The organism is Blautia sp. 1001283B150304_161114_C9 (assembly GCF_015668165.1).
In the GTDB taxonomy this organism is placed as follows: domain Bacteria; phylum Bacillota; class Clostridia; order Lachnospirales; family Lachnospiraceae; genus Blautia_A; species Blautia_A wexlerae.
Genome location: NZ_JADPGO010000003.1, coordinates 161,529 through 178,379, shown reverse-complemented (window position 1 = coordinate 178,379; position 16,851 = coordinate 161,529). Strand labels below are relative to the sequence as shown.

The window sequence follows — 16,851 nt, the reverse complement described above, 5'->3', positions numbered from 1 at the left end:
AAGAAAACCGATGGCTTTGACTGTTATTAGTCTACACCATCGGTTTTCTCATGTCCAGCTAACCTCTGAACAGTAACAATTTCATAATATTTTTCTTCCTGTTCACTTCGCTCCAAGCAACATAACAAAGTGACGGGAAACCCCGCCACTTTTATGTCCGTTCATTTTCGTATATTTTTTTGATTTTTTCCGCTACCTGCTGCAGTTTCTGGGCACGGTGACCAAAGATTCTCAACGCCAGATCTCCGGTTGTGAGACGGGTAACTCCGCCATCTATTTCTGAATCTTCGTCAAGGATCTGCCAGATTTTTTCCTGAAGTTCCAGATTGATTGTTGAATCTGCCGGTTTTACACTTCCGGATTCCTGACTGCAATTTTCACCATCTCTGCTGCAGATCTTAGAAAGAAACAGGTTTGCCATATGTGTGTAACCCTCGTACATTCCGATTCCTTCCATGGGCATTTTGTCCGGTTCGTAGCGGGTGTTGTCGCGATAGATGAGTTTGTTCCCTCTGTACAGCAGGACTTTTGAGGAGAATCTGCGGTACTGAAAACGTTCGTCATGAGCGTTTCGACCACAGGAGATGATCTCCAGCAGGAATAAACGGGAGGTTTCGTCTCCCAGATGGATGGTCATCTTGCTGTCAAAGGCTGACTGTGCAAAAGGAATAACCGGCTGGGGATAATAGTATAATGTGGCGTTTTTGTCTACCTGTACTTCGATGGTTCGGGTGGCTGAGCCTTCGTCCATTTTGTGGATTTTCTCAAAGGACTGGGACAGGACTTCCAGATCTGCGCCTTCCTTTACATGATAGGAAAATTCCTGGGAATCGCCTGCCATAATTCCTGCGGAAGCACAGAGCGGCATGATCTGGATCCCACCGTTTTCTTTTTCGAAAGGCATCATGATCTTGTATGGTGCTGTAAAAGACAGATCTTCCAGAATAGTCCTTCCGTCTTTTAAGGCTGCGCAGGCGCTGATGCGGGATATTTTTCCGAATTTGTTATCCATAGGCATTTTCCTTTACATTCCTTCCAGGAGTACGTTTTTCTTGATCCACTCTACTACTTTATCTACATTCTCATCTCCGCGGATATTTGTAAACTGGAATGGTCTGTCACCACGCATTTTTTGGGAGTCTCTTTCCATTACTTCCAAACTTGCACCTACATATGGAGCCAGGTCTATCTTATTAATTACAAGAAGATCAGAACGCGTGATTCCAGGACCGCCTTTACGCGGAATCTTATCTCCTTCTGCTACATCAATAACGAAGATGGTTGCATCTACCAGCTCCGGACTGAATGTTGCAGACAGGTTATCTCCGCCGCTTTCAATGAAAAGAAGTTCAATATCAGGGAAGCGTTCCATCATCTCATCTACTGCTTCCAGATTCATGGAAGCATCTTCACGGATGGCTGTGTGAGGGCATCCGCCTGTCTCTACACCAATAATTCTTTCTACAGGAAGAACGCTGTTCTTTGCAAGGAACTGGGCATCTTCTTTTGTGTAGATATCATTTGTGATGACACCAATACTGTAATCCTTTGCCATCTTTCTTGACAGTGCTTCAATAAGTGCTGTTTTTCCGGAACCTACCGGTCCGGCAACTCCGATTTTTACATATGACATAACCGATTTCCTCTTTTCTACTTTACTTGTTGATAGCTTCTTATAATCTGTTTACTGATTTTCCACATATTATTTTTGAAGATTTGATGTTATACACATGATTCTGTTTCTATCCACGCCTGAACCTGAAAAACATTCTACCAAAGTCAAACTATGACATATATAGTCTGGAATACAGCTTCTCATGCTGGATTCCTCTGATATCAAATCCGGGTGCAGAGAGACATAAGTCCTCTTCACTTCTGTTCATGATATCCTTTAATATCTCATCAAATTCTCCATAGCATCCGCTCAGAAGCTGCTGCCCGGATGTCTGGCTGAGCGGAATTGTTTTTACGCAGTTGGTAACGATTGCAGATGTCTGTGCGTATAGATAATGCGTCAGCGCTTCTTCCAGAGGAATCTGCATTTCCGCACAAAAAACTCCGTAAATACAGCAATGGTTCACTGCTTTTCCCTTTCTTGCATCCAGATATTCTCTGAAAATCCCGGTTTCACTGATAGAAAGCCCCAGCTTTTCAATGGTCTTTGCGAAACGGGAACCCATTTTTCTGGCAGCTTCTCTCTGTTCCATAGGAATTCTGGATGCTTCCAGAAGTTCTTCCAGGTACAGAAGTTCCTGCAGGTCTTTTTTCTCTGCAGCTTCGTATGCAAGTCTGGCTGCCAGAAGTTCTGTATATGCAAGATTCCATTTGATTTTGTGAGTGATGTACTCTCTGGCTGTGTCTGCATTGTGGACGATTCCACGCTGAATATAAGTCTCAAGTCCCTGGGAGTGGGAATATCCTCCGATAGGGAACAGCGCATCATTTACCTGTAGAAGATAGAACTTTTTTTTTGACATGAAGAACCTCCATAATTAACATTGATTGGAGTCAAGCGGATATTCGCAATCCGCTTCGCTACTTGCTCATAACATTCCTTATAGTCATATTTAATGATGATGATTATGAATACTTGCAGAAATTCTCTTGTCAAAGTCCAGCTTCAGCACTTCTTTCTCCGCCTGAACTCCATGGATTTTCTGAAGCATAACAAGCATTGGCTCGTTATAGATCGTGATAAACGTATCATTCTCTCCCCAGAAAAGCGGTGCGTGTCTGTTTCCGATTTCATAGCAGACCTTTGCAGACATTTTCTCATGTCCGGGAGTCAGAGAAACACGGATAACTTCGCATGGCGGTGTATTTACCACTACAATCTTCTCATTATCTGCGTAGATCACATCATCCTGATACAGACCTCTGGCGAGAATGGAATCGTCCATGCGGATTCCCACTTCTGTTCCTTTGTCTGTTATTTTTTTATGTATTTTCTTAAATGCTTCGTGCCATTCAATATCTACATATTCTATTGTTTTTCCTGTAGTATCAAAATCATGAAGCTTTCCCAAAACCTGTTCACACAGCATTATTTTCGACCTCCTGAATCTTACCAAATCTGAAGCAACATCATAACTCCAGGAACCCATGCAGTTACGATTCCTTCAAATACCTGAAGATATGGAACGAATTTTCCCAGTTTTTTTCCGCAGATATCTTCTACGAAAGCAGTTCCCCAGAGAATTGCCCACAGATACCAGATTGCTGCCCAGCGCAGATCCGGTGTGATTCCCAGTGCAGTGCTTCCTGTAAATCCCTCGATTGTACCGAAGATCACCGCATTGATGGCTACAAAAGTAGAAAACCATGCAAATGGGATCGGGCTTGCTTTCAGGAATTTACTCAGGGCTACGAAAAGATAGGTAAAGCAGAACAGCAGTCCTGTTCCTGCTGCATAATAATTGCCCTGCACCAGATTGACAAAGTTAATAAATAAAGAAAGACCACCTGTAAAGATGTTCATAATGGCGGTTGATTTTCCGTCTACATTGTATAAAGAACACATACCGTTGTTGATCAGCACGATTCCTACGAATAAAAGACAAACTCCTAACATAATATTCTCTCCTCTCCTGCTTCTTCAGTATATTTTTCTGTTAAATCTGACAGGACTGTCATTATATTGTTTGGTAAGTTCTTATAAAAGTTCTCACAAAACTCCATAAATAACAGTCCTGCGAATATCATTTTTATGATCAGATAACCAGAATGTAATGGTTTAAAGTTGTTTAGAACAGACTGTAAAGCTGTGTCAGCGGAAGTTTCTCTGCCGGTTTGGAAGTGATTTCTTCGCCGTCAACAGTAACCTTATATGTCTCCGGATCCACGGTCAGTTCCGGTGTTCTGTCGTTAAATACCATATCTTTTTTGCTGATATTTCTGCATCCCTTTACAGGTACTACAGTTTTCTCAAGACCGTATTTCTCTTTTACATTCTCATCCATGGCAGCCTGGGATACAAAGGTCAGGCAGGCTTCGTTCTTAGCTTTTCCATGAGCTGCAAACATTGGCTGATAGAGAACCGGCTGTGTAGTCGGAATGGATGCATTTGCATCGCCCATCTTAGATGCAATGATCATACCGCCTTTGATGATAATATCCGGTTTTGCACCAAAAAATACAGGATTCCAGAGAACGAGGTCTGCGAATTTACCTTCTTCCACAGAGCCCACATACTGGGAAATACCGTGTGTGATCGCCGGGTTGATGGTATATTTGGAGATATAACGTTTTACACGGAAGTTGTCATTGTCATGTCCTGCATCTTCCGGAAGTGCACCTCTCTCATCTTTCATCTTACTTGCTGTCTGCCAGGTACGTGTGATAACCTCACCTACACGTCCCATAGCCTGAGAGTCAGAGCTCATCATACTGAAGATACCCATATCATGAAGAACATCCTCTGCTGCGATTGTCTCCGGACGGATTCGGGAATCTGCAAATGCAACATCTTCCGGAATTCTCTTGTCAAGGTGATGGCAGACCATCAGCATATCCAGATGCTCATCCAGAGTGTTTACTGTATATGGCATTGTAGGGTTTGTGGAGGATGGCAGTACGTTCGGAGCTGCTGCTGCGCGGATGATATCCGGTGCATGTCCACCGCCTGCACCCTCTGTATGATAAGTATGGATAGTTCTGCCGCCGATGGCTGCAAGTGTATCTTCCACGCATCCACCTTCATTTAATGTATCTGTATGGATGGCAACCTGTACATCATATTCATCTGCCACATTCAGACAGTGATTGATAACTGCAGGTGTTGCACCCCAGTCTTCGTGGATCTTCAGTCCCATAGCTCCGGCTTTTACCTGCTCAATGAGAGGAGCTTCGTCTGAGCAGTTACCTTTTCCAAGGAAGCCTAAGTTCATCGGATATTCCTCGGCTGCCTTTAACATCATTCTCAAATTCCATGGTCCTGGTGTACAGGTAGTTGCGTTTGTACCGTCTGCAGGGCCTGTACCACCTCCGATCATAGTAGTTACACCACTGTATAATGCACAATCGATCTGCTGTGGGCTGATGAAATGGATATGGGTATCAATTCCACCTGCAGTTACAATCATTCCTTCTCCTGCAAGTGCTTCTGTAGATGCGCCGACTGTCATTCCAGGTGTAACACCATCCATGATGTCCGGGTTTCCGGCTTTACCGATTCCTGCGATCTTGCCGTCTTTGATACCGATATCTGCTTTTACGATTCCTGTAGAGTCTACGATTAATGCATTTGTAATTACCAGATCCAGATCTCCGTCTTTACTGCAGGTTTTTACAGATTGTCCCATACCGTCACGGATTGTCTTGCCGCCGCCGAACTTTACTTCGTCTCCATAAGTTGTATAATCTTTTTCTACTTCAATCACAAGGCTTGTATCTGCCAGACGTACCTTATCTCCTGTAGTCGGGCCATACATTGCCGCATATTTGCTTCCGGAAATTTTTGTACTCATTGTTGTCCCTCCTTACAGAAATCCTTTTAATTTCGCAGTTTCCATGGATGCTGCTTTTGTATCGTCAGTTGCCTGTGCGCGAGTAAGGTCATTCAGTCCGAATACTCTCTGTCTGCCACCCATTTCTGTAAGCTGAACCTCTTTTTCTTCACCCGGCTCAAATCTTACAGATGTTCCTGAAGGAATGTCCAGATGATATCCATAGGCTTTTTCCCTGTCAAAAGAAAGGCATTTATTTACTTCAAAGAAGTGAAAATGAGAACCGACCTGAACCGGTCTGTCGCCTTTGTTTGCCACTGTTACTGTCACTGTTTTCTTGCCTTCATTAAGTGTGATCTCACGATCTGCGGCCATAATTTCACCGATCTTCATGCTCATTCTCCTCCTTACTGAATTGGATTATGTACTGTTACAAGCTTGGTTCCATCCGGGAATGTTGCCTCTACCTGAACTTCACCGATCATATCAGCAACACCGTCCATTACGTCATCCTTTGTAAGAATCTTGGTTCCAAGCTGCATCAGCTCTACTACTGTTTTACCATCTCTTGCAAGCTCCAGGAGTTCAGAACTGATATACGCAAGTGCCTCCACGTAATTCAGTTTCAGACCTCTTTCCTTTCTCTCTTTTGCAAGATTTCCTGCCATATGAAGCATTAATTTTTCCTGTTCTTTGGGATTCAGCCTCATGATATTCCTCCTCTCGAATTGTGCGGATTATAATATGCAAAAATCTGTTACTGTTCACTCCGTTCTCAGTAACGTAGCCAAAACACCTCGCGGGATAGTGGTGTGTGAACAGTAACAAAAATCTTCGTAGTACGCAAAAAAGAGCAGTCAATGGGATTCTTTCTCAGACCCCATTGTCTGCTCTTTGCACGAAAATTTTTATATAGGGGATTATAACTTGTGTTTCTTTAATGGTCAAGATGTTTTTTGTGAACTTTTTGTTTCTTCTTCTATTTCCATTATTCTGCTACAAGTCTGACCAATTTTCCAGATATCTTTGTTTAATTCTCCCCTTGACGCTAAGCGCCCCCAAAGGTGTATCATAGTTTTGTGTTAAAGGAGGTAAACTATTATGTTTGAGACATTAGGAGAAAAGGCTGAAGAAAAAGCAATGGTGCAATTCCTTGAACGCTTTACGGACTATCCATTTCTTGTAAAGTTCAAGAATTCCGAATATCCGATCGGAGAGGGAGAACCCACATTTACAGTAAATTTTAAGAAAACAATTCCTCTGGCCGAGCTGCTCAAAAGCACTTCCCTGGCATTAGGCGAGGCTTATATGCGGGGAGATCTGGATATTGAAGGAAATCTTTACGAGGCACTGGATCATTTTCTGGGACAGATGAGCAAATTTTCTACCAATGAATCTGCTCTGAAAAAGATTATGTTCAGTTCTACATCCAAAAAAAATCAAGAAAAGGAAGTCACCAGCCACTATGATATCGGAAATGATTTTTATAAATTATGGCTGGACGAAACCATGAGTTATTCCTGTGGCTACTTCATTCATGACGATGACTCTTTATATCAGGCACAGGTGAATAAAGTAGATTATATTCTGAAAAAATTACACCTGGAAGAAGGTATGAGTCTTCTTGATATCGGCTGCGGATGGGGTTTTCTGCTGATTGAGGCTGCCAAAAAATACAAAGTACATGGTACAGGAATCACTTTAAGCCACGAACAATATACAGAATTCCAAAAGCGCATCAAAGATCAGGGCCTGGAAGATTATCTTACAGTGGAACTGATGGATTACCGTGATCTGCCGAAACATAACTATCAGTTTGACCGGGTAGTCAGTGTGGGAATGCTGGAACATGTTGGCCGTGACAATTATCAGCTCTTCCTTGACTGTGTAGAGAAAGTTCTGAAACCGGGCGGATTATTCCTGCTTCATTTTATCAGTGCACTGAAAGAACATCCGGGTGATCCATGGATCAAGAAATATATCTTTCCAGGCGGAACCGTTCCCAGTCTGAGAGAAATCCTGAATCATATGGCAGAGGACAATTTCCACACTCTGGACATTGAAAATCTGCGTCTGCATTACAATAAAACTCTGCTCCACTGGGAAAAGAATTTCCGTGAGAATATAGAAAAGGAAAAGACCATGTTTGATGAATCCTTCCTGCGTATGTGGGAACTTTACCTGTCAGCATGTGCTGCAACCTTCCATAACGGAATTATTGATCTGCACCAGATTCTGATGACTAAAGGAATCAATAATGATCTGCCAATGACACGCTGGTATTAAAATAACTGCCTGGATTTTTGTTTTTGAAATCCAGGCAGTATATATTATGATATTCCAGTACAGACCAGTAATCCATAGCAAGGGTTCTAAGCTGAATTTCTACCAGTTCCTTCTGTCTGCTCCTCTTCCTTTTTCCTCGGAACCGGCTTCTCACTCTGCTTATCCTGTTTTTTATTCTTTGATTTCTTTTTATTCATGATAGCCTGCACTTTCTGAAAATATTTGTATTTTTTATAATATATCATCTGCAGAGTATTTACATCAAAATCTATGTAATATGCAGGCAAAAGTTACTGGTAAATAAAGCCCGGTATTTACTCACTATTTTAAGTTTTAAGTATCAAGATTTATTCTATTTACATGATTTTTGCCAGAAATTCTTTCGTTCTCTTATTTTCGAATCCGACGTTTTCAGTGAACAGTAATGAATCATCACAAAATTCATACAAAACGACACAGGATTCCATTGCTTCGCTGCATATCTACATGCTACACTAGAGTGTATCTGAAAAATCATTCCCGCAATCTGCACGCCCCACTTTGCGGTATATTTTGTCCGAATTCGGTTGTCGTAGTCCACTACGACGCCCTCATCCGAACAAAATCTCCCACAAATTGTGACGCACATCTTGCGTAAAGCATTTTTCAGACACGCTCTAGATTACATATCTTATGGGCATTTCGCCCGCAAACAGAAGGATTCAGGCCAGAAGGCCGGGAGGTTTTTATAATGATTATTTACGTTGATGCATCCGTGATCCAGACCGGAAACGGAACAAAAGAAAATCCATTCAAAACTATTCAGGAGGCCGCTGCAAAGGCACTTCCGGGAGATGAAGTCATCGTTGCACCGGGATTATACCGTGAAGCTGTTAATCCGATTCATGCTGGAACGGCAGACAAGCGTATCACCTACCGTTCTGCAATAAAAGGACAGGCGCACATTACAGGAAGTGAATCTGTCAAAGACTGGGAAAATGTAGAAGGCACTGTATGGAAAGCAGTCATTCCGAACGGAATCTTCGGTGACTATAACCCATTTACTACCCTGGTATCCGGAGATTGGTTTATCGCTACATTTATTGCTCATACAGGAGATGTATATCTGAATGAGAAATCCATGTATGAGGTAACCACTCTGGATAAAGTTAAAAATCCACAGAAAAGTACTATCTCATGGGATCCTGATTTCTCTGTATATACATGGTACGCGGAACAGGATGAAGCCAATAATCAGACAATTATTTATGCAAACTTCCAAGAAAAAGATCCTAATAAAGAAAATGTTGAGATCAGTGTAAGAAGAAACTGCTTCTATCCGGGAAGTGAAGGAATCGGATATATCACTCTCTCCGGTTTCCGTATCAGTCAGGCTGCTACTCAGTGGGCTCCCCCTACTGCTTATCAGGAGGGAATGGTCGGTCCTCACTGGTCCAAAGGATGGATCATCGAAGACTGTGAAATCTATGAATCCAAATGCAGCGGTATTTCTCTTGGTAAATATCTGCAGCCTGAAAATGATAACAAATGGTTAAAGTGGAAATACAAAGACGGAACTCAGACAGAACGCGACTGCATCTGCCAGGCTTCCTATGAAGGATGGGATAAAGAACACATCGGTTCCCATATTGTGCGCAGATGTGAGATCCATGACTGCGGTCAGACAGGTATTGTAGGACATCTTGGAGGCGTATTCTCTGTTATTGAAGACAACCATATTCATCACATTAACAACAAGCAGAATCTGGCAGGAGCAGAGATCGGCGGTATCAAAATGCATGCTGCTATCGATGTTATTTTCCGCCGCAACCATATCCACAACTGCACCCGTGGTCTGTGGCTTGACTGGCAGGCACAGGGAACCCGCGTTACAGGAAATCTCTTCCATGACAATGCTCTTCCTAATGACTTCGAGGCAGGGGATGACGCTGTCACAAGCGTAGGAGAAGATATCTTCGTTGAGGTTTCCCATGGTCCGACATTAATCGACCACAATATCCTGCTGTCTGACCGTGCACTGAAAATTGCAACCCAGGGTGTTGCCCTTGTACATAACCTGATCTGCGGCGGCTTCGTTTCTGTTGGTATCGGTACAGACAACGGTGCACCTGATATTCCATCTCCGAGATATACTCCATATCACACCAAACACGGAACTCAGGTTGCAGGATTTATGACCATCCTTCATGGAGATGACAGATTCTACAACAACATCTTCGTTCAGAAACCGATCCGTCCTTGTATGCAGGATCTGGCTGATCTTATGGGTAACAATGGAAATATGTGGGATGACTGCAATGTGATCACAGGAACTTTCAAATTTAACGGATATCCAACCTTTGATGAATGGAACAGACAGTTCGAAGGTTACTGCGGAATGGGTTCTGAGACAACAGGCAACTGCTATTATGATCATCTTCCTGTATGGGCATCCGGCAATCTCTATTTCAATGGAGCACGTGCATGGGAAAAAGAAACAGATGCAGTCACAGATACAGAACACACTGTAGATATCTCTGTTGAAGAGAAAGAAGATGGCTGGTATCTGAAGACCAACCTGTATGATATCATCAAAGAAGAAAACGACGGTATCATCTCAACTGAAACACTTGGTATGGCATTCGAACCGGAGCAGAAATACGAAAATCCTGACGGAAGCCCGATTATCTTTAATCAGGATTTCTTTGGAAATCACAGAGATGTCAAAACTGTCGCAGGACCATTTACGGATAAAAAAGCATCTGAGCAGAAGCTCTTTTAACCTGATATCCATATAGTCAATAGCTTTACCATATATAAACCATACATAAAAACAGCTATGAAGAGTACAAATATTTTTATCTGCTGCTCTTGCATAGCTGTTTTCTTATTTTGTCATACTTTTATTAGATGCAAGCATTCTTGTAGACTTTCGGATGCACCACAGGCATGTCGGAAAAATATAGCAGGTTGCTGTGATCCAGGCAGTCTGGTCTGCAAAGCAGATGGCTGTGAAGCCAAAAGTTCCTACAAATCCAAGACAGACAACTGTTCTGGCGATCATTTCTGTTACGCCGGAGAAAACGGCTCTGCCTGAATATCCAAGTCCCTGAGTTACCATACGGGCGACATTGAGAATACCAAGACTCCAGTAGAAAAATCCCATACATCTGAGGTATTTGGCAGAGGCATCCAGAACTGCCACCGCACTCTTTCCAACAAACAGCATAGAAAGTGTACGCCCTGCAAAAATCAGTAAAATTCCTGCCGCAATACCATATCCTACTCCCACTGTAATACCACAACGCAATCCTTTCTTAATCCTATCAGACTGTCCTGCTCCAAGATTTTGGCTGCAGAATACAGAAGCAGAGGTTGCGATAGCATCAAATGGACACATGGTAAACTGCTTGATCTTCATTGCTGCAGTAAAAGCTGATACATATGTACTTCCAAGCCCGTTGTTCGCAGACTGCATAACCATACTTCCGATAGCTGTGATGGAGAACTGAAGTCCCGTAGGCATTCCCATTGCCAGAAGTTCCTTTACTGCATCCCCTTTTATTGTCCTGTTTTCTTTCTTGAGCCACAGAAGTTTCATTTTGCGGATAATAAAAATAAGGCACAAGATTCCACTGATTGCCTGTGCGGAAATGGTTGCAATGGCAGCTCCGGCACATCCAAGTTTCAGCACTACGATACAGAATAAATCCAGAAAAATGTTCAGAACAGCAGATAACGCCAGAAATATAAACGGTGTCCTGCTGTCTCCCACTGACCTCAAAATACTGGACAGATAGTTATATAAAATCGTAAAGGGAATCCCCAGGAAAATGATTAGCAGATAACTATATGCATTGTCATAAATGTCCTCCGGTACTGATAAAATATGTAATATCTGAGGACATAAAACACTGCATAATGATGTCAAGATCACTGCGATTCCTGCACATAACACAGCTCCATTAAAAATATAATCCCGCATTTTTTCTATTTTCTCTGCACCGAAATATTTAGCTACAGGAACACCAAAGCCAGTACAGCTTCCCATGCAGAATCCCAATACCAGAAACTGAATACTGCTGCTGGCTCCTACACTTGCCAGTGCTTTTGCGCCAAGAATCTGGCCTACGATCGCAGCATCAATAATATTATAAGTCTGTTGCAGCAAGTTTCCTAATAATAAAGGAAACGCGAACTGTAACATCAGTTTCAGCGGATTGCCCTTTATCATAGATGTAGTCATTTCTATTTATCCCTCATTTTCATTCTTCACATGGAGTTCTCTTGGCAAAGTCATGCTTCCATAAGCTCCCGGCTCGGAACTTGATCCAGTTCCCATAGATATGCTGCAGTTCTTTTATTTCTGTTTTGTTTTCTTTTACCTTCTTCAGGCTCACACTGCCTTTTTTTCCGGCTTCTGGTTTTACAAATAATTCCAGACATTCATAGTTTCCTGTGTACATATGTAAAAATCCCCTTTCTGAATTTTGTCTCCGATTCACTATATATCTATAGTACTGACCTTCTGCCGACATAATCTTACTATATCATAGCAAAATCACGAGGAGTTTCAATAAAATATTTTGACATTTTTTTATACTATTTTATCCTGTATGATCCCATATAAAAAGGATGCCGGGAGCAAATCCGACATCCTTTTTACTGTTAACTTATGTTTATTTATAGTAGTCCTCATAAATAATACATTTGAGAGAATCACTATAGAAATGATGCAATTTATCTGTTATCCTGCTACTATTATTCGCCTCTGTGTTTACCCTGAGACAGATCCTGTTATCATATTAAATACAACCCGTCAATTTCAGATGGAATATGTGAAAGCAGTAGATGAGATTCGACAGCAAAACAGGATTCTGAGAATACATTAAGAAAAAACATCTGGATAGAGCAATGTAAGGATTATATTTTTAAACATTTACATGAAAAAATCTGTATTAGGGATATTGCAGAATATCTGCATCTGAATGCGAACTATCTGTCTGAACTGTTTAAAAAATATAAAACATTACACTGACAGATTTTATTTTAAAAGAAAAGGTAAAGCTTGCCAGAAATCTCCTTTCCTATTCTCCATATTCCTATATTGAAATTGCAACTTATCTTGGCTTTTCATCCCAAATCCACCTTGAAAAAGTATTTAAAAAATATACAGGTATGACAATGCGTCAGTATGTAAAAAATACAAACGGAACTTTGGCTGAAAATGGATCAAGGCTATGCATGTGTGATGTGCATAGCCTCGTTATAACTATACGAGAGTATTATAAATTTTCCCAGTTCTCTTTGATTACTGTGCTTTTTTCTTTTAAAATCATGAAATTTTTTACAATTTATAATAATGCAATCAAGACAGTTCCGCAGACTGCGAAAGACAAGGAATTCCCCGAAACACATTTTCTGCAAAATCCATAACTGCTTCATTTTCTCTGCATGTATCCAGTATTATATTATCCAATGATGCCTCATCAACATGTACTGCTTCAATCGGAAGTTTAACCAGTTCATCCATACTTAACAATGCTCCAACCTGCGCATCAAAGCAGGATTGATTTTCTTCACTTTCTTTTTTATCAGTTTTTGTAGTTACCACAATATGATTGTTTGCAATGTAATTTTCTCTTCCGGAAACCAAACGAATGATTATCGGTTTTACGCCTGCCGGTTTCAGATATTGCTGTTCAATCGTCTCCGAAATGTGATTAGCAATCAGTGAATTGCTACTTCCCTGAATATGAATCAGGCCAAAATCATCCTCTAATCCATTATCATATTCCAGCATCGGAGGCCATGGTTCATGATCTCTGAGAAAATGATTGGAAGATATGAGATTTTCTCTACAATTTTCCATTATCAGCATTCCCGGATAAAAAGAATGAAATCTGTTTGCAGTTACTGATGATCTAAGAACACCCTTAAGATGTACTATACTTTTTCCTCTTGGAAAAATGTTATTGGAAGTAATCAGAAGTCCTCCAAAATTTTCGGCAAAAATTGTATAACCTCTATAACCAGCCCCCATAAGATTATCTGTTATTTTAGATGCCTGTCCGGCTCCACGAAGTTCTACACAATTTCCACATTCTGCTATAAAATTATCATGAACAGATAATGCATCAGAATTGTAAAGAGTCACTCCATGCTCCAGATAAATAATACCCATGCCTGTAATTCTGAAAGAATCCTGTGCACTGGCTACATAAATTCCTGTTTTTCCATTTAAATATGTATTCTCTGGATCTCCATTTCCGTCATCTACAAAATGGAGTCCATCAATACAGAAATTTTCAAACTCCACGGAACTGATTCTCGGATCTCCCTCTCGTTCCACCAGAAAAGCAGCACCGGATCTTTCATCCCCCTTTAATGGTTCCAAATCTACCAGAATCCTGCTACCGCCCGGCCAGATGTCATGAAGATCCTTCCACTGTTCTTTTGGCACATTATATCGGATACTTGAAGACACAAATCCATGTCCTGATCCTTGGATTTTCAAGTAACTGATGTCAATTTTCACCTGCGTTTTTAAATGATAATCTCCAGACGGAATATAAATTACTGCTCCCGGTTTTCCTCCATCATTTACATTTGTATCCTTCTGTCTGTTCTTGATGTCTGCAATGATACTGTTGATCACTTCTCCGATATCCGTATATGGGTTACCTACCGGCCAGTCAGTGACATCATAATAATTATTACGTTTCATTTCAATACTCCTCCTGCTTTCAGTTCATGTCAAGCGGATATTCGCAATCCGCTCCGCTACTTGATTCAGTTAAAACACTCCTGCAATCCATATGCTTCATAGTCTCTGATTACCGCTCTTCCACCAAACGCAGATATACTTATTGCATCCTGATCATTTCCTGCAAAAATATTATTGGAATGATTATTTCTGTATTGATCTGTAAATATCTCCAGAGAACTCTGATCTGAAAAGATATGTACATCCAGACTTTTTTCGCTGACCTTAAGTACACTTCTGGATGTTCCTACACTCCATCCATCTGCACAGCTTCTGTCTACCAGCAATTCACCATTTTTCAGATCAAAAATACAACGAGATTCTTTTTCTTTTCCGCATCTGAGCTTCAGTTCTACCCTGTCTGCATCAGTTTCTTCAAGATCCAATGTAAATTTCATCTCAAAGCTGATTCCATCTCCTGCTTTTAACTGCTGAGGTGTTTCTGTAATCTGTATTTCCCGTTGCGTAAATTTGTTTTCACGGATTTTTTCCATTTCCTCTACAGGAACAAACGCCAGCGTTCCATCCTTGCACATCCGAACTTCACGAATCACATTAAAAAATCCGCACCAGCCCTCCTGATAAGTAGGTCCCCAGTCCTTAAAGAGAGGCATCCATTCCCATTCATTCGCCCAGGCAACAATCAGACGTCTTCCATCAGGAGCAACCATGGACTGTGGCGCATAAAAATCAAATCCCCAATCCATTTCACCACTGATATGCCAGTCAAATTTTCCTGTTTTGTAATCAAAATCTCCTGTCAGGTATACTGATGTATGATCTCCTGAGCCCATTGGCGAAAAAGTGAGAACATATTTATCGCCAAGCTGATAAAAATCCGGACATTCCCACATGAATCCCCATTCTCCACGGCTTTCTGCCAGCACGTTTAAAAAATTCCAATGATAAAGATCTGCAGATTCATATATCAATGCTAATCCTCTGTTATTACGACTGGCCCCTACAACCATATAATATTTATTTTCATGCTTCCATACCTTTGGATCGCGGAATGAATCCGGCTGAATACCTTCCGGTGCATCAAAGAGAGGATTTCCGTCATACTTTTCAAAATTTATTCCATCTTCACTTATAGCAAGACACTGGCTTTGCTCACTTCCGTTTCCATGATTTGCAGTTGCCGTATAAAATACATATAACTTACCTTCGTGTTCGATTGCACTGCCGGAAAAACATCCACCTTTTTGATAATCATCATACTCTTCACTGGGTGCCAATGCCAGAGGCAAATATTCCCAATGAACTAAATCTTTGCTGACTGCATGTCCCCAATGCATACAATCCCAAAATCCATTATATGGATTAGTCTGATAAAACACATGATACTGTCCGTTAAAAAAGATCAGTCCGTTAGGATCATTCATCCACCCGCTCTGGGGCATAAAATGATAATGCTGACGCATTTTTCCATTTTGAACAATCATCTTTTTACTGTCAATTTCTTTTTGCGCGTTTTCTATTCTTTGTCTCATTAATATTTTATTCACTGGCTTTCTCCATTCTTATTATCCTTTTACAGCTCCTGCTGTCATTCCCTGAACAATGTATCTCTGTGCAAACATTGATAAAATCATTACCGGGAAGCTAAATAAAAATGCTCCTGCACACATCGGTCCAAGGTCAAGATTATACGCTGACAGGAAACCGGCAAGACCTACTGTAAATGTTTTAGCATTCATACTGGTCAGCAACAGAGAAATAAGAAAATCATTCCATGCCAAGAACAATGTAAATATAAAGGCAGTTGCAAGTCCCGGCTTACAAATCGGCAAAATAACCTTTCTGAATGTCTGAAGGCTGGAAGCGCCATCTACATATGCAGCCTCATCCAAAGTAGACGGTACTCCCTCATAAAAACTAAGCATTGTCCACATTACAAAAGGCATGTTTACTGCCGCATAAACAATAATCAATGCAATTCTGGTATCATACAATCCCATATTACAAATAATCTCATAAATAGGTACTGCAATACTGGATGTAGGAATCATTTTCAGACATAAAATCAATACCACCAGCCCTACTGACAGCTTCGCTCCAGATCTCTGAATAGCATATGCAGCCAGTGAACCCAAGATAACTGCAATAATTGTACTGCAAACTGCTGTAATCAAACTGTTCAGCAGATACCCACCCGCGTTCATTCTTACAAATAATTGAGTGAAATTTTCAACCGAAAAGCTTTTTGGAAGAAAAGATGGTGGAACAGCAATTACCTCTGATCCGGGTTTAAACGAACAACAAATTACATAAATATATGGAAGCAGCCAGAATATTGTAATAATTATAGAAATAATAACTGCTATTTTTAGTTTGATACTATTACCTTTCTTCATTTTGGTCTCCTTATTGAAT

17 protein-coding genes and 1 pseudogene are annotated in these 16,851 nt (G+C 41.0%); 4 read left to right on the top strand and 14 right to left on the bottom strand.

Features of this window, described 5'->3' with window-relative positions:
- Nucleotides 1–151: 151 nt before the first annotated feature.
- The 8 genes from I4V44_RS02895 to ureA form a co-directional block, all read right to left on the bottom strand.
- On the bottom strand, nucleotides 152–1,012 hold the full coding sequence (locus I4V44_RS02895) for an urease accessory protein UreD (protein ID WP_243280177.1): 861 nt from the start codon (nucleotides 1,010–1,012) through the stop codon (nucleotides 152–154).
- A gap of 12 nt (nucleotides 1,013–1,024) precedes the next feature.
- Complete coding sequence (ureG, locus tag I4V44_RS02890) at nucleotides 1,025–1,633, bottom strand: urease accessory protein UreG (protein WP_196002294.1); 609 nt, start codon at nucleotides 1,631–1,633, stop codon at nucleotides 1,025–1,027.
- 151 nt (nucleotides 1,634–1,784) lie between these two features.
- A complete protein-coding gene (locus I4V44_RS02885) occupies nucleotides 1,785–2,477 on the bottom strand; it encodes an urease accessory protein UreF (RefSeq protein ID WP_196002293.1) in 693 nt (230 codons plus the stop codon).
- 90 nt (nucleotides 2,478–2,567) lie between these two features.
- Entirely contained in the window at nucleotides 2,568–3,044 is a 477-nt protein-coding gene (locus tag I4V44_RS02880) for an urease accessory protein UreE (RefSeq protein WP_118247479.1), read from the bottom strand.
- 20 nt (nucleotides 3,045–3,064) lie between these two features.
- Complete coding sequence (locus I4V44_RS02875) at nucleotides 3,065–3,571, bottom strand: AmiS/UreI family transporter (RefSeq protein WP_008705095.1); 507 nt, start codon at nucleotides 3,569–3,571, stop codon at nucleotides 3,065–3,067.
- 172 nt (nucleotides 3,572–3,743) lie between these two features.
- The gene (gene ureB / locus I4V44_RS02870) at nucleotides 3,744–5,465 is read right to left on the bottom strand and encodes an urease subunit beta (RefSeq protein WP_118136090.1); all 1,722 of its coding nucleotides are present in this window, start codon (nucleotides 5,463–5,465) and stop codon (nucleotides 3,744–3,746) included.
- Nucleotides 5,466–5,477: 12 nt separating this feature from the next.
- Nucleotides 5,478–5,837 (bottom strand): urease subunit beta, encoded by a 360-nt coding sequence (ureB, locus tag I4V44_RS02865; RefSeq protein ID WP_019163039.1) that lies wholly within the window; start codon nucleotides 5,835–5,837, stop codon nucleotides 5,478–5,480.
- Nucleotides 5,838–5,851: 14 nt separating this feature from the next.
- Nucleotides 5,852–6,154 (bottom strand): urease subunit gamma, encoded by a 303-nt coding sequence (gene ureA, locus I4V44_RS02860; RefSeq protein WP_008705098.1) that lies wholly within the window; start codon nucleotides 6,152–6,154, stop codon nucleotides 5,852–5,854.
- Nucleotides 6,155–6,545: 391 nt separating this feature from the next.
- On the opposite strand from ureA, the gene I4V44_RS02855 reads away from it, so the two are divergent.
- On the top strand, nucleotides 6,546–7,730 hold the full coding sequence (locus I4V44_RS02855; RefSeq protein WP_118633549.1) for an SAM-dependent methyltransferase: 1,185 nt from the start codon (nucleotides 6,546–6,548) through the stop codon (nucleotides 7,728–7,730).
- A 352-nt stretch (nucleotides 7,731–8,082) separates the two neighbouring features.
- On the opposite strand, the pseudogene I4V44_RS18080 reads toward I4V44_RS02855, so the two are convergent.
- A pseudogene (locus I4V44_RS18080) lies at nucleotides 8,083–8,319 on the bottom strand (DUF6783 domain-containing protein); the annotation flags it as partial.
- On the opposite strand from I4V44_RS18080, the gene I4V44_RS18075 reads away from it, so the two are divergent.
- The gene (locus tag I4V44_RS18075; protein ID WP_318269296.1) at nucleotides 8,278–8,367 is read left to right on the top strand and encodes a DUF6783 domain-containing protein; all 90 of its coding nucleotides are present in this window, start codon (nucleotides 8,278–8,280) and stop codon (nucleotides 8,365–8,367) included. The pseudogene I4V44_RS18080 and the gene I4V44_RS18075 overlap by 42 nt on opposite strands.
- A 93-nt stretch (nucleotides 8,368–8,460) precedes the next feature.
- A complete protein-coding gene (locus tag I4V44_RS02845; RefSeq protein WP_196002292.1) occupies nucleotides 8,461–10,491 on the top strand; it encodes a right-handed parallel beta-helix repeat-containing protein in 2,031 nt (676 codons plus the stop codon).
- A gap of 105 nt (nucleotides 10,492–10,596) precedes the next feature.
- On the opposite strand, the gene I4V44_RS02840 is transcribed toward I4V44_RS02845, so the two are convergent.
- A complete protein-coding gene (locus I4V44_RS02840) occupies nucleotides 10,597–11,955 on the bottom strand; it encodes an MATE family efflux transporter (protein ID WP_196002291.1) in 1,359 nt (452 codons plus the stop codon).
- A 19-nt stretch (nucleotides 11,956–11,974) separates the two neighbouring features.
- Nucleotides 11,975–12,175: a hypothetical protein gene (locus I4V44_RS02835; RefSeq protein ID WP_055058821.1), complete on the bottom strand. Its 201-nt coding sequence runs from the start codon at nucleotides 12,173–12,175 to the stop codon at nucleotides 11,975–11,977.
- Nucleotides 12,176–12,737: 562 nt separating this feature from the next.
- On the opposite strand from I4V44_RS02835, the gene I4V44_RS18465 reads away from it, so the two are divergent.
- Nucleotides 12,738–13,145 carry a helix-turn-helix domain-containing protein gene (locus I4V44_RS18465; protein ID WP_196002299.1) on the top strand — a complete coding sequence of 136 codons (408 nt, stop codon included), beginning with the start codon at nucleotides 12,738–12,740 and terminating at the stop codon, nucleotides 13,143–13,145.
- Here I4V44_RS18465 and I4V44_RS02825 read toward each other — a convergent pair.
- From I4V44_RS02825 to I4V44_RS02815, 3 genes are all read right to left on the bottom strand, one after another.
- Nucleotides 13,078–14,436 (bottom strand): NosD domain-containing protein, encoded by a 1,359-nt coding sequence (locus I4V44_RS02825; protein ID WP_196002290.1) that lies wholly within the window; start codon nucleotides 14,434–14,436, stop codon nucleotides 13,078–13,080. The two genes, I4V44_RS18465 and I4V44_RS02825, sit on opposite strands and share 68 nt — an antisense overlap.
- A gap of 65 nt (nucleotides 14,437–14,501) precedes the next feature.
- Entirely contained in the window at nucleotides 14,502–15,983 is a 1,482-nt protein-coding gene (locus I4V44_RS02820; protein WP_118136105.1) for a glycoside hydrolase family 32 protein, read from the bottom strand.
- Between the two features lie 18 nt (nucleotides 15,984–16,001).
- Nucleotides 16,002–16,832, bottom strand: a complete 831-nt coding sequence (locus I4V44_RS02815; RefSeq protein WP_118136107.1) for a carbohydrate ABC transporter permease — start codon at nucleotides 16,830–16,832, stop codon at nucleotides 16,002–16,004.
- Nucleotides 16,833–16,851 lie beyond the last annotated feature (19 nt).